The 13240-nt window shown below is 30.8% G+C and carries 13 protein-coding genes and 1 pseudogene; 3 read left to right on the top strand and 11 right to left on the bottom strand.

The features are described 5' to 3' along the window. Nucleotides 1-103 precede the first annotated feature (103 nt). The 8 genes from AMN88_RS00070 to AMN88_RS00035 all read right to left on the bottom strand — a co-directional run bounded on the left by AMN88_RS00070 (nt 104) and on the right by AMN88_RS00035 (nt 7674). On the bottom strand, nt 104-1585 hold the full coding sequence (locus AMN88_RS00070; RefSeq protein ID WP_075535877.1) for an aldehyde dehydrogenase: 1482 nt from the start codon (nt 1583-1585) through the stop codon (nt 104-106). Further along, on the bottom strand, nt 1578-2363 hold the full coding sequence (locus AMN88_RS00065; RefSeq protein ID WP_075535876.1) for an alpha/beta fold hydrolase: 786 nt from the start codon (nt 2361-2363) through the stop codon (nt 1578-1580). The genes AMN88_RS00070 and AMN88_RS00065 overlap by 8 nt, the downstream gene beginning before the upstream one ends. A gap of 3 nt (nt 2364-2366) precedes the next feature. Next, complete coding sequence (locus AMN88_RS00060; protein WP_075535875.1) at nt 2367-2951, bottom strand: amino acid synthesis family protein; 585 nt, start codon at nt 2949-2951, stop codon at nt 2367-2369. Nucleotides 2952-2954: 3 nt separating this feature from the next. Further along, nucleotides 2955-4121 carry an LLM class flavin-dependent oxidoreductase gene (locus AMN88_RS00055; RefSeq protein ID WP_075535874.1) on the bottom strand — a complete coding sequence of 389 codons (1167 nt, stop codon included), beginning with the start codon at nt 4119-4121 and terminating at the stop codon, nt 2955-2957. Nucleotides 4122-4226: 105 nt separating this feature from the next. Next, the gene (locus AMN88_RS00050) at nt 4227-5195 is read right to left on the bottom strand and encodes a 2OG-Fe(II) oxygenase family protein (protein WP_075535873.1); all 969 of its coding nucleotides are present in this window, start codon (nt 5193-5195) and stop codon (nt 4227-4229) included. Next, complete coding sequence (locus AMN88_RS00045; protein ID WP_075535872.1) at nt 5192-6145, bottom strand: DMT family transporter; 954 nt, start codon at nt 6143-6145, stop codon at nt 5192-5194. The genes AMN88_RS00050 and AMN88_RS00045 overlap by 4 nt, the downstream gene beginning before the upstream one ends. A gap of 40 nt (nt 6146-6185) precedes the next feature. Next, the gene (locus AMN88_RS00040) at nt 6186-6647 is read right to left on the bottom strand and encodes a thioesterase family protein (protein WP_075535871.1); all 462 of its coding nucleotides are present in this window, start codon (nt 6645-6647) and stop codon (nt 6186-6188) included. Between the two features lies 1 nt (nt 6648). After that, nucleotides 6649-7674, bottom strand: coding sequence for a quaternary amine ABC transporter ATP-binding protein (locus AMN88_RS00035; RefSeq protein ID WP_075535870.1), 1026 nt, complete (start codon nt 7672-7674; stop codon nt 6649-6651). A 125-nt stretch (nt 7675-7799) separates the two neighbouring features. On the opposite strand from AMN88_RS00035, the gene AMN88_RS00030 reads away from it, so the two are divergent. Together AMN88_RS00030 and AMN88_RS00025 are read left to right on the top strand one after the other, a co-directional pair. After that, nucleotides 7800-8531 (top strand): class II aldolase/adducin family protein, encoded by a 732-nt coding sequence (locus AMN88_RS00030; protein WP_075535869.1) that lies wholly within the window; start codon nt 7800-7802, stop codon nt 8529-8531. Further along, nucleotides 8531-9682, top strand: coding sequence for a TauD/TfdA family dioxygenase (locus tag AMN88_RS00025; RefSeq protein ID WP_075535868.1), 1152 nt, complete (start codon nt 8531-8533; stop codon nt 9680-9682). Before AMN88_RS00030 ends, AMN88_RS00025 begins: the two co-directional genes overlap by 1 nt. Here the strand turns inward: AMN88_RS00025 and AMN88_RS00020 are convergent. From AMN88_RS00020 to AMN88_RS00010, 3 genes are read right to left on the bottom strand one after another with little or no spacing between them, the layout of a single operon-like run. Further along, the gene (locus tag AMN88_RS00020) at nt 9666-11096 is read right to left on the bottom strand and encodes an aldehyde dehydrogenase family protein (RefSeq protein ID WP_075535867.1); all 1431 of its coding nucleotides are present in this window, start codon (nt 11094-11096) and stop codon (nt 9666-9668) included. The genes AMN88_RS00025 and AMN88_RS00020 overlap by 17 nt on opposite strands. 20 nt (nt 11097-11116) lie before the next feature. Further along, nucleotides 11117-12091 (bottom strand): NAD(P)-dependent oxidoreductase, encoded by a 975-nt coding sequence (locus AMN88_RS00015; protein WP_256997763.1) that lies wholly within the window; start codon nt 12089-12091, stop codon nt 11117-11119. Next, the gene (locus tag AMN88_RS00010) at nt 12055-12927 is read right to left on the bottom strand and encodes a DMT family transporter (protein ID WP_075535866.1); all 873 of its coding nucleotides are present in this window, start codon (nt 12925-12927) and stop codon (nt 12055-12057) included. The genes AMN88_RS00015 and AMN88_RS00010 overlap by 37 nt, the downstream gene beginning before the upstream one ends. A 58-nt stretch (nt 12928-12985) precedes the next feature. On the opposite strand from AMN88_RS00010, the pseudogene AMN88_RS00005 reads away from it, so the two are divergent. After that, nucleotides 12986-13240: pseudogene (locus AMN88_RS00005) on the top strand (racemase); the annotation flags it as partial.

The raw sequence follows: 13240 nt of genomic DNA, 5'->3' as shown, positions 1-13240 counted from the left end.
TTCCTCTTTATTGTTAACAATTTATAAAATCCAATTTAAGTATGAATACAATCAATATTCAATGACAAAATTATCCTATTTTAGATGGGTAAATTGGTACAGATTATCTTATTGAGAAGGGGTCTAGCGAGGGTTCATCCGATGTGTAGAACCAAGTTGTTTTTACTCTTGTGTAGTCTTTAATTGAGTCAATTCCTGCTTCTTTTCCATATCCACTATCTTTGATACCCCCAAATGGAGCTGAAGGTGAAATTAATCTATAAGTATTTACAAATGTTATTCCTGCTCGGATAGCATTAGATACCCTCATGCCTCTTGCAAGATCACTAGTATAAACACCTGAAGAAAGACCATATTGATTGTCGTTCATTAATTCTATTACCTCTTTTTCAGTATCAAATTTCATCACCGATAAAACAGGTCCAAACAATTCATTCTCAGCAGCCGGTAAATTATGATTTTCACACTCAATAATTGTTGGAGGAAAATAATAACCTTCATTTGAAAAGGGATGTCTTTTACCACCACATTTAATTTTTCCACCTTGTTCAACAGTTAATTTAATATTTTTTTCTATTACTTCTAATTGTTTGAAGTTACTTAGTGGACCCATTTCAGTATCAGAGTCCATAGGAGCACCTATTTTAATTTTTTCTGCTCTTGATGCTAACTTATCTAAAAATTCGTTATAAATTCCTTTTTGTAAGTACAACCTTGAACCTGCTATACAACTTTGACCACTTGCTCCAAATATTCCAGCGGTTATTCCATTAATTGCATTTTCTTGTTTAGCATCATCAAAAACAGCAACAGGACTTTTGCCTCCTAATTCTAAACTTACCTCAGATAAATTTTCTGCAGAGTTTCTAATTATATGCCTTGCAGTTTCAGGACCTCCTGTAAAAGCTACTTTCTCAACTAAGTTGTGAGTAGTTAAAGCTTTACCACATGGATCTCCAAACCCAGAAACTACATTTACAACACCTTTTGGTATTCCAGTTTCTTCAACTAACTTTGCAAATTCAAACATAGTTGCTGGTGCTAGTTCAGAACATTTAATTACTACTGTATTGCCCATAGCTAAAGCAGGAGCGACTTTTGTTGCAGTTAAAAACATTTGAGAATTCCAAGGAATGATAGCTGCAATAACACCTATTGGAATTCTTGTTGTGATCGCTTGAATATTTGGTTTATCTATTGGAAGAACTGTTCCTTCAACTTTATCAGCTAAACCTGCATAGTAATCATAATATTCTGCAATGTATTTTGCTTGTTGATAAGTTTCTCTGTACAGTTTTCCTGTATCAATGGTTTCAATTTTTCCTAATAATTCAGAATTTTCTCTTAGCTTATTTCCAATGGCTCTTAAATATTTTGCTCTATCTCTTGCAAGCATCTTTGGCCATTCACCTTCAAAAGCTTTTTGTGCAGCTTTTACAGCTCTATCTACATCATTTGCGCTAGCTTCAGGAACTATAGCCCAAGGCTTATTATTTTCTGGATTTAAAGTTTCAAAAGTTTTTTTTGTATCAGAGTCTACCCACTGACCATCTATAAACATTTGATATTTTTTTAATTCAGGCATTATTTATATGTTTCATTATTGCATTATTTACTTCGTCTGCATATTCAATAGTGCATAGATGTTTTCCATTTTTGATTTCAACATATGTTGAATTTTCTATATCTTTATTTAAATTTTTAGACATATCAGGTGTAGATCCTGGATCATCCGATCCTGTTATTATTAAAGTATTTGTTTTTATATTTTTTATATTTTCAAGATTGTCCTGATAGTTTGCAAACACCTCATAAGATTTAATAAAATTTTCTTGATCAATTCCTTTCTTGTTAAGAATTTTCATAAACTCATCATATAACTCAGGATTTTGTTCAAGGTATTTATCTGAAAACCATCTCTTCATTGCCATTTGAGATATTGGCATATTTTTCTTTGCCAAATTCACTCTATCAATTACATTTTGTCTTTCCTCTGCTGTTCTTTGATATGTAGTGGATATTAGAGTTAAAGAATTTAAATAATTTTCATATTTTGAAGCAAATTCAATTGCAATCAAAGATCCGATAGAAAAACCAATTAAATTGAATTTCTCTATCTTTAGGTTTTTTACTAAATTTGATAATTGATCAATAAAATTTTCCATTGATAAATTTGGCTTTTTAAAAGGTGTTTTCCCATGTCCCAACAGATCATAAGTTATAAAGGAATTGTTCTTAAAAAATTCAATTTGTGGTTTCCACATTTGTTGATTTAAACCAACACCATGAATAAAAATTATTGGTAACGAATTTTTGTTATTAAAATAATAATGATTTTGATTGTTATCAAAATTGTAAGACATCAATTAGTTATCGATGCCCATCTCTTTCATATCCTGATATCTATCACCCGTTCTTGCATGAGCTCGTCCAGTTGGAGCGCCTCCAATTGCAACAACTATTTCATCTTCATTAGGTGCATCATGAATTGTAAATTCATGCGTTAGATAAAAAGGTCTTAATCCAGCATCAGTTTTATGCATCATTGGAATTGAAATTTTTGCACCTGCGGGACCTCTAGTGTTAGTAAAACTTAAATAAGAAGTTCCACCAACAGCATCTCTAAATTTATTTCCAAATCTTAAAGTATGAATAAATGCAGATGCATGTTCTATTTCACCATTCAATCCAACCATAGCAGCTTTTCCATAAGCTAAAATTTTTTCACCTGATCCAATTTCTTTTGTTAACTCTGGCACTAAAAGATCTCCTAATTGAGGTGCAAGATCTAGTATTTCTGGTTTTAAATCTTCTACAAAACCTTTTCCAGCCCAAGGGTTTTCTATAACAGCTGCAACCGAAACTAACAGAACAGGTTCTTTTGCTTTTTTTCCACCTTCAATAAAAGTTTTATCTACAAATTTTGCAAATTTTCTCAGTTTTAAATTCATTTACTAGCTAGCTCTTTGTATGTTTGTATCTATTGGTTTTATATTTGGAATAACTTCTTCTGTAAATAACTTGATACTTCTCATACAGTCTTCATGTTTGATACCTGGAAAGTTAGACCAGACTTGTAAATTTTGAAGATTTAATTCTTGTTGAAGTTCTTTTATTTTTTCTATTACAAACTCAGGTGTTCCAAATAAAAGATTTCTTTTATGAAGAAATTCATAATTTAATAAATCTAGCTTATTTTTTGTCTCTGGTAATTTTTCATCTGGATCCATATGATTTCCCAATCCTCTCCAATGGCAAACCCATCTCATATAATTAACTATATGTTCTCCAGCCATTTTTTCAGCCTCTTCCATAGTTTCTGCAACAAACATATCTCTAACTAAACTAATACCTTCACCCAGTGGTACATCTCTATTTTCAGCTTTAGATTTTGCCTCTTTATAAATTTCAAATCTTTTTTTCAAAGCTTTTACAGTTGGGATCCACATAATTGTATTAAGTCCATTTTCTGCTGCCCACTGAATTGATCTTTCTCCATCAACAACTTGAGAAATTGGTGGAAAGGGTTTTTGATAAGGTTTTGGTAAAACAGATATTTGTTTTAATTCATTTGTTTTTAAATCTACTACATTTTCTCTAGGAGGACTCATATCGTGCTGCCAAATAAAATTTGGTGAGGGATAAGTATAGAATTCACCTTGGTGAGAAAAGAAGTCCTCAGACCAAGCTTTTTTCATTATGTCCAATGTTTCAGAAAATAGTCTAAAATTTTTTGCTTGATCTTTTAAGTCAGCTTCTATGTTCATGTTAATGGCTTCTCTTCCGTAAACCCCTCTTCCAATACCAACTTCCACTCTTCCTTTTGACATTTGGTCAAGGGTAGCAATATCTTCTGCAAGTCTTATAGGATTATGAAATGTTATTACGTTGCAAGCTTGTCCTAAACGAATATTTTTAGTTCTTGCAGCAGCATCAGTACACATCATTAGTGGGTTAGTGCAAGACTCCATTCCCTCATGATTAAAATGATGTTCGGTATACCAAATAGAATTCCAATTATTTTGATCACAATATTCAGTGATTTCTCTAGCTTCGTCTAGAAGTTGGGTATAAGGTTTTTTATCCCAATTAGTAGTATTACAAAAATATCCAAAGTTCATAAAGCCTCCTTTAAAAATTAATTTAAAGACGACCGATCCCACTTTCGTAAATTTTTGAATTTAACGACGAGTTATGTATCGCTTTATAGGTAAACTTTATTATTACTAGCGTTGATATTCAATAAATTTCTTTAAGGATTTGTTAAGAAATTTCTCATAAATTGGACCATTATTTTTGAATTTGCTTCCATTTAAAAATGATTGGTTCATTTTGAAATCATATGAAGGTTCAAAGAAAAAAGGAACAGAGAGTCTCTTACTTTTATTCCACAAAACTCTGTGATTAGTTGCTTTAAATTTACCTTTGCTTAGAAACTCCAAAGCTCTACCAGTGTTTACTACTAAAGCTTTTTTGTTAAATGGCACATCATACCATTTTTTATTTTTTCTATTTTGTACCTGCAATCCACCTTTTCTATCTTGATAGAGAACTGTGAATACACCACTATCAACATGTGTTTCACATCCAAGAGCAACCCCATCTTGTTTAGATATTTCTACCGGTTTTGTTTGATTAGGATAATAATTAAATCTTAATGTACTTAATGTTTTTAATCTTGAAAAAGCTGCACTAGAAATATCAGGATTTTTTTTATTAAGTTTTATTAAACTTTTAAATAAAGTTTCACTTAATTTATAAATATTGTCAAAATATTTATTTAAAATATCAATTGAGTTTTTATTAAAACATAAACTCAGATTAAGATACTCTATGTACTGATTGTTTATATCTGAAGAATATTTTTTAGTTACCTTTAAATCACCTATATCTAAACCTTCTTTTCCGTTCACATCATTAGGAAAATATCCTCTGTATAAATTTTTATTTTTTTTATTCCATTTTTTAGGTGATAATTTTCTTTTATTACTGTCTGGTAAATTAAAAAATTTATTTCCTACTTCACAAGTTTTTTTAATTTCTTTAAGATTAATTCCATGACCAGTAATTTGAAAAAAACCTACATTGACACAAGCTTTTTCAATTTCTGAAATTGTTTTAAGTGCATTTTGGGTTTCAAAATTATTTTTAATTAGAGAAGATATATTGATTGTAGGTATAAAGCTTTTACTCATCTTCTTACTGGAGTTTCAGTTGCAATATATTGATCTCTAACTCGCTCTCTCATATAAATATAAATTCCAGCTGCTATTATGCACGCAACTCCAATGAAGGTTCTAGCTGAAGGTATTTCGTTAAATAGAAAATAACCAGGTATCATAGACATTATAATTAAAGAATATTCGAACAATGAAACAACAGATGGTGAAGCAACTATATACGCTGAAAAAATACATACAAAAGCAATCGATGCAGCAAAACCAAAAAATAAAATAAACTTCCAAGTATAATCAAAGTTTGAAAACCATTCTCTAAATATAAATTGCGTAGTGGGGTCAAAATTAGGATCGTTAAGTTGACCATTGCCCATAAAAACGAAGATAATACCACAAAGTATTAGTGCTATTAGGTAGAAATAAAAAAGTTGAGTATTAACGTCATCTTTATCAGATGTATATTTTGTTATTGTCATTGAAGCTGCATAAAAAAATGCGCATAGGACTGGTAGTAGACTTTTATATTCAAAATCATCAAAGTTTGGATTTAAAACAATAAATACACCAATAAAACCAAACACAATTGCAGACCATCTTCTTATACCAATAAATTCTTTCAAAAAAAATTTTGCAAAAATTGAGACAAAAAATGGACATGAGAAAAATAAAGCATTTGCTGTAGCTAAAGGCATATAGGTTAAAGAAATAAAGAATGCAGAAAAGGCTAAAAAATGAAGAATTACTCTAATAAATGTTAAAAAAGGATAATAGGTTTTTAAAGAAACTTTTTGACCTCTAAATTTAATGTAACAAAATAGCAAAATTGCAGCAACAAAATATCTTCCAAAGAAGATTTCATAAAGTGCCGCTTTTTCAAAAATAAATTTAATTAAAGAATCCTGCATTGCAAACAAAGTCATTGCCGCAATTATTAAAAGAATTCCTTTTGAGTTATTATCAGTGCTCATTATGCACCTATATCAAAAAAAAAATCTCTCGAAAATTTAATTATTTCTTCAATTTAGAGGTGAACAGAAGACCTTCATTTGAAAATTTTGACTTATTTTGTTCAATAAAATCTCTCATTATTTTTACTTTTTCTTCCTCAAATTCTGTGACTTTCCTTTTACTTAAATCAATATACAGCGATATCCATTCCATAGAGGCTGAAATTTTATTAGTTTTTTGAGAAATCATTTCCATTTTTAAATGAAGTCTTTTTTTGTCATGGTCGAAATAGGTTAGATTAACATTTACTTTTTCACCTTCTTTAACTTCATTTAAGTATTTAGTATTTGTTTCAACAACCATAGTGCTTCTACCAAGATTTTTTGCTGCAGTTCCTCCCATTTTAAATTTTTCAAGAGCAACTTCCCATGCTTGATCAAAAACAAGAACATAATAAGCCATGTTCATGTGATTGTTGTAATCAACCCATTCCTTTTTTACTTCGAAATTTTTTAAAAACACTTTATGATCTTGTTAATGAAGACTGTAATTCTTGATTTGAAATGTATCCCTTTACATTTCCACTTTTATCAACCACTTCACAATTTGAATCAGAGCATACGATTTTTGGTAAAAAATCCTCTATAAATTCATCTTCATTTACTTTTATTAAGTTTGATTTATCTATATCATTAGCTTGATCAGCAGTTTTCATAATAATTTTTGCCTTGATAACTTTTGCTCTATTCACATCTTTTACAAAAGCTTTTACATAATCATCAGCAGGGTTCATAATAATTTCCTCAGGAGTTCCTACTTGAACCAATTTACCAGAATTTAATATCCCAATATGATCACCCAATCTTAATGATTCATCTAGATCGTGAGTAATAAATACAATTGTTTTTTTTAGTTCTGCTTGAAGATCAATTAATTGTTTTTGCATATCACTTCTGATCAAAGGATCTAGAGCGCTGAAAGCTTCATCCATTAACATAATATCTGTATCAGTAGCTAATGCTCTTGCTAAACCAACACGTTGCTGCATTCCTCCTGATAATTGGGCAGGGTATTGATTTTCAAAACCAGTTAGACCAACTGAATCAATTTTTTCCATTGAGATTTTATTTCTTTCATCCTCACCTTTCCCTTGCATTTCTAGTCCGTATCCAACATTTTGAATTACTGTTTTATGTGGGAACAAACCAAATCTTTGAAATACCATGCTCATTTTATGTCTTCTAAATTCAATAAGCTTATCTTTATCAAGTGACATTACATTCGTGCCCTCAACTAAAATTTCACCATCAGTTGGATCGATTAGTCTATTTAAATGTCTTATTAGTGTTGATTTTCCTGATCCCGATAAACCCATACAAACAAAGGTTTCTCCTTCTTCAATTTTAAGAGAAACATTATCTAATCCAACGGTATGACCAGTTTGCTCTAAAATTTCATCTTTTGTTGCACCTTCTTTTACCATTGGCAGTACAGAAGATGGGTTGTTTCCAAAAATTTTGTATACGTTGTTGATCTCAATTTTTGACATGATGTAATGTTCTAACAGTTACAAACATCATATGTAAAACAAATATTATACAACTTACAATTGTTTTAAGAAATAAAGGTTGTATTTATTTGCTTTTAATTATTTTTTAAATAAGAATTTTGTATATGGCGCAAACAGATAAAGATGTGCGACTAGAGTTGTCTGCTCTCTATAGAATTTTACATATGTACGGTATGACAGACCTTGCTAACCAATGTGCGGGTGCAAGATCTGCTGAAGACAAGAATTGTTCTTTTGTTCATCCATATGGAATGTTTTATGAAGAAATTACTGCTTCATCTTTAGTTAAAATTGATCAAAACGGAAAAAAATTAGATTCAAACGGACCTTGGTTAAACGACGGATGCATTAATCTTGCTCAATGGATTTTTAATAAAAGAAATGATGTAAACTTTTATGTTCACGGACATGCCAATGATGTGATGGCAGTTGGTGGCACTAAAGAGGGTTTAATGTATCTTTCACAGGCTGCAGTTTATTTAAATCATCTTGTTGGATATATTGACTATGAATTTGTTGAGGACAAAGAATTTGGAAGTAAATTTGAAAATCTAATTAGCAAACATGATATTTTGATTACTAGAAATCATGGATATTACACAGTAGGAAAAACTGCTGCAGAAGCATTTTTCAGAGCTTATTATCTAGAGCAAGCATGCTCAGTTCAGGTAAAAAATCTTGCTATGGGTTTAAATAAACATGAAATAGATAAACAAAAAGCTGCATATTTTTGGGAAAACATGAGTGACTCTGATGATTATAATTATGATGGAAAAACAGAGTGGGCTGCTTTATTAAGAAAACTAGAGAGAGAACATTCAAATTATAAAAATTAATGGAACAAAATTTTACAATTAAAAACATAACTAAAAATTCTACAAATTTAGAAGTTGACTGGAGCGATGGAAAAAAAAGTAAATTTAATTATTTATGGTTAAGAGATAATTGTCCAACTGCACACGATAAAGACTCACGTCATAGAATGTTTAATATTTTAAAAGTATCAAACAAAATTAATCCGAAAAAATTTGCAGTAAATAATGAAGGTAAGCTTGAAATTGAATGGAGTGAAGGTGATCATATAAGTTATTATGATCAAAATTGGTTAAGAGAAAACTGCTATACAATAAAAAATAATTTAGAATATAAATCACCATATCAACTTTGGGATAACTCTTTGCAAAATGACCTGAAATCAATTGAGATTGAACATGATGAAATTATGAGCTCAGATGAAGGACTTATTAGATGGTTAGAGCTTTTACATCATACTGGAATTGCTATAGTAAAAAATGCTCCAACTGAAAATAATTCTGGCTTTAAAATTTTAAATAGAATTAGCCATACCAGAGAAACTTTTTTTAAAACACCGTTTGAAGTAATTAACATCCCTAAACCAAATAATTCTGCTTACACAGCACATGCCCTAAGAAATCATATGGATTTACCATGGTTTGAAACACCACCTGGTTACCAATTTCTTCATTGTTTAGTAAATTCTGCATCTGGAGGAGACTCGTCCGCCGTAGATGGCTTTGCAGTAGCGGATTATTTAAGAAAAAATGAGAAAGAAATATTTGATACGCTAGTAAACGTTCATTTAAAATTTAGAGACATGGATTATACACAAGAGTCTGTTAGAAGTTATTATGCACCCGCGATATCTCTAACAAAAGATAACGATTACCATGATATAAGGTTTAGTGTAGCAACCATGGATGCTTTAGATTGCCATCCTGATTTGATGGATAAAGTTTATAAAGCTCATCACCGATTTGGAAATTTGCTTCATGACGATCAATTCCAGATTAAATTTAGATTAGGGCCAGGCGATATTTTTTCTTTTAACAATAGAAGATTATTACACGGTAGAACAGAATATGATCCAAACTCAGGACATAGACATTTACAAGGTTATTACATGGATCGAGATGAAATTATTGGAAGACTTAGATATTTAAAAAATTCGGTTAACTCCAACCAGTAACATTCTTTACTTCAAGATATTCCTCAAGGCCCCAAACACCTCCTTCTCTCCCATTACCTGATTGCCTGTAACCACCAAATGGAGTTCCAGCATCAGCTCCATTGCCATTAATATAAACACAGCCTGATCTTAATTTTTTTGCAACTCTATGTGCTTTCTCTCTATCTTCAGTTTGTAAATAATTTCCAAGACCATAAGAAGTATCATTTACAATATTGACTGCCTCATCTTCAGTTTCAAATGGAATTATAGATAACACAGGTCCAAAAATTTCTTCTTTAGCAATTCTCATTTCATTAGTTACATCTGTAAAGATAGTTGGTTTGATAAAGTATCCTTTGTTCAAACCATTCGGTAGCTCAGGTCCACCTGCTGCAAGAGTTGCACCTTCAGAAATTCCACTTTCAATAAGATTTATAATTTTATCATATTGAATTTTAGAAATTACTGGTCCTATATGATCTCCTTTTTTTGAAGCTTGATCTACTTTGATTTTGTTTGCTTCATCTACAGCTTCTTTAACAGCTCTTTCGTAAATTGATTTTTCAACCAGCATCCTTGTTGGTGCATCACAAGATTGACCAGAATTGCTCATTACATTTCTAATACCGTCTCTTACTGCATTTTTATAACTGTCAGCAAAAACAATATTTCCACCTTTTCCACCTAATTCAAGACAAACTCTTTTAATTGTTTCTGCAGCGTTTTTTGAAATTAATCTTCCTGCTCGTGTTGAACCTGTGAAAGAAACCATATCAATATCAGGGTGGCTTGAAATGTGGGTTCCCACTCCTGCGCCGTCTCCATTTACCAAATTAAATACTCCTTTTGGAAAACCTACTTCATCAATCATTTCTGCAAATAATATTCCAGAAATAGGAGCTATCTCTGATGGTTTTAAAATCATTGTACATCCAGTTGCGAATGCTGGAATAACCTTCAAAGCAATTTGATTAATTGGCCAATTCCACGGTGTGATTAATCCACAAACTCCAATTGGCTCATAATAGATATGATTATTTGATTTATTATCAAAGTGTTCATCAAATTTAAAATTTTTTAATCTTAAAATAAAATCATCTAAATGATCTTTCCCTGAAGCTGTTTGAACATTTGTTGCCCAATCTATTGGCGCACCCATTTCAAGAGAAATAGCCTCAGCCATTTCATTAAATCTTTTTTTATAAACTGATGATAACTTTTCAAGTAATCCGAGTCTTTCTTCTTTGCTAGTTTCTTTCCAAGTATCAAAGGCATTTTTTGCTGATTTAACAGCTAAATCTGTATCCTCTTTTGAACCTAGAGAAATAACAGCAAACGGGTCTTCATTGCATGGATTAATTACGTCAAAATCATTTTTTTTAATTGGATCAACCCACTTACCATTTATGTAAAATTTTCTTTTATCTAACATTTTTTATCTTAACACATTAATTAAATTTCATATCCTTTTTCCTCAGGTTCATTATCAACCAACTCATCAGGAAAACCATTAGCTCTAAAATTAATATTATTTAAATCCTCCATCCTTTTCACAATCATTGATGACCAAGCTCTGGAACCATATTTTTTTTGACCATCTTTAAAAATTTCAACTATTTGTGGAGAAATTTCTAAAGGAGCATTCAGTTTTTTTGCAAGATTGTCAAATAGACTTGTGTCTTTTAAAACCAAATCCATTGTAAAATTTATATTATAAGATCCATTTAATATAACCTGACTTTCAGTTTCATGCACAAATGAATTACCCGAGGAAATAGCAATTCCTTTATAAGTTTTTGCTAAATCTAAATTAGATTTTTTTGCTACAGTCCAAGCCTCACCTAAAGCAACTAAATGTGTAGATGCTAGATAATTTGTAATTACTTTTAATACACTTGCTGTACCAAGTTCACCAGTGTGTAATATTTTTCTCCCCATAACAGTTAATGCAGGTAAAATTTTTTCAAATGCTTTTCTTTCTCCACCCACGAATATAGCAATATTACCTGTTGCAGCTCTATGACATCCACCACTCACAGGTCCATCCAAAGGGATAGCTTTTTTTTCTATTACTTTTTTTCCAAGTCTTTTTACTTCATTTTCGTCTGTGGTACTCATTTCTAGCCAAATTTTCTTTTCTGATAAACCATTTAGAATTCCATCTTCACTTTCCATCACTTCTGCAGAAACCTCAGGAGAAGGAAGAGAGGTAATGATTAAATCGGATTGTTCAGCTAATTCTTTTGGAGATTTTGCAACTTTAGCACCTAAGTCTTTCAAAGAATTTGTTAAAGTTTCATCTAAATCTCTTACTGTAAGATCAAAGTTATTTCTTAATAAACTTCCCGCAAGTTTTCCTCCAACATTACCTAAACCAATAAATCCTATTTTCATTTTATTTCCTCTTCTTTTTTGTTTTTTGTAAATACAATTAAAATCACACCAACTATGATTATTGCACCACCTATAAATAATTCTGGCGTTGGTTTTTCTCCTAAAAGAAAAATAGCAGCTAATAAACCTGTTGGCGGTATCCCCATAGTTACAATCGGCAGTACTTTATAAAGTGGGTTGTTTTTCAAAACATAATAGAAACAACCATAAGTAATTGGTTGCATGATGAAACCTATATAAATTGCAATAATCCAATGATCAAATTTTGCATTTGTAAAATAATTAATTGTGTTTCCATCAATTATTGCAGATAGCATCACTAATATTGGTCCAGAGAATAAGGCTAACCAAGCAACTAACGCTAAAGGATTTATTTCTTTACTTAAAGGTTTAACCATAACTTGCCCAAGAGCCCATACAGCCGAACCTAAAATCGTAAGTCCAATTCCAATAAATTTTCCATCCAGGTTAGGGGATCCGGTTAAAATGTAAACACCAACAAAAGCGATAGCTATACCAATCAAAGCTCTAATAGTTGGTTTTTCTTTAAGCATGAAGTAAGCAAAAATAACTCCAAACGGAACTTCTGTTTGAACCAAAAGAACTGCAGCAGATGCATCTATTAAATCTAACCCTGAATAAGTAATGCTATATTGTAAAGTATTAGCAACTAATGATGCAGCAAATATTCTTTTTAAATAACCTTTTGGGATTGGAAACCACCATATCAACAATAAAGCTGCAAAAGTAAATCTTATGCCCATCAAAAGAATAGGAGGAAAAGATTCAAATGCTGGTTTAGCTATTACAAAACCAAACCCTAAAAAAATAGGCACCAAGGACGCTACGAAAGTATCTTTTATATTCATACCTATTTTTTATATTAATGATTATTAAAGAACTTCTGATATATTCACCTTTTAAAATATGAATTCAACAAAAATAGATCCCAAATATATTACTAAATCAAATCCAAGAATTGGACTTATTGCGCTTGCAAGTGATTTTATGATTGAAAGAGATTTTATAAACGTAATTAAAGACAGAGAAGTTGATTTCTTTGTAAATCGTATCGAATGCTATAACCCGCTAACAAAAGAAAATTTGATCAAAATGTCAAATAAAGTAACTGAGGTAACAAAAGATATATTGCCTGATCAGGATATCGATTGTGTTGTTTAT

The organism is Candidatus Pelagibacter communis (assembly GCF_001180165.1).
GTDB lineage: Bacteria > Pseudomonadota > Alphaproteobacteria > Pelagibacterales > Pelagibacteraceae > Pelagibacter > Pelagibacter ubique_P.
This window is presented reverse-complemented; position numbering and strand designations above follow the sequence as displayed.

Bases quoted from the DNA above. Each gene is read 5' to 3' on its own strand.
- AMN88_RS00070 (WP_075535877.1), bottom strand. From the start codon at position 1,585: ATGCCTGAATTAAAAAAATATCAAATGTTTATAGATGGTCAGTGGGTA.
- AMN88_RS00065 (WP_075535876.1), bottom strand. From the start codon at position 2,363: ATGTCTTACAATTTTGATAACAATCAAAATCATTATTATTTTAATAAC.
- AMN88_RS00060 (WP_075535875.1), bottom strand. From the start codon at position 2,951: ATGAATTTAAAACTGAGAAAATTTGCAAAATTTGTAGATAAAACTTTT.
- AMN88_RS00055 (WP_075535874.1), bottom strand. From the start codon at position 4,121: ATGAACTTTGGATATTTTTGTAATACTACTAATTGGGATAAAAAACCT.
- AMN88_RS00050 (WP_075535873.1), bottom strand. From the start codon at position 5,195: ATGAGTAAAAGCTTTATACCTACAATCAATATATCTTCTCTAATTAAA.
- AMN88_RS00045 (WP_075535872.1), bottom strand. From the start codon at position 6,145: ATGAGCACTGATAATAACTCAAAAGGAATTCTTTTAATAATTGCGGCA.
- AMN88_RS00035 (WP_075535870.1), bottom strand. From the start codon at position 7,674: ATGTCAAAAATTGAGATCAACAACGTATACAAAATTTTTGGAAACAAC.
- AMN88_RS00030 (WP_075535869.1), top strand. From the start codon at position 7,800: ATGGCGCAAACAGATAAAGATGTGCGACTAGAGTTGTCTGCTCTCTAT.
- AMN88_RS00025 (WP_075535868.1), top strand. From the start codon at position 8,531: ATGGAACAAAATTTTACAATTAAAAACATAACTAAAAATTCTACAAAT.
- AMN88_RS00020 (WP_075535867.1), bottom strand. From the start codon at position 11,096: ATGTTAGATAAAAGAAAATTTTACATAAATGGTAAGTGGGTTGATCCA.
- AMN88_RS00010 (WP_075535866.1), bottom strand. From the start codon at position 12,927: ATGAATATAAAAGATACTTTCGTAGCGTCCTTGGTGCCTATTTTTTTA.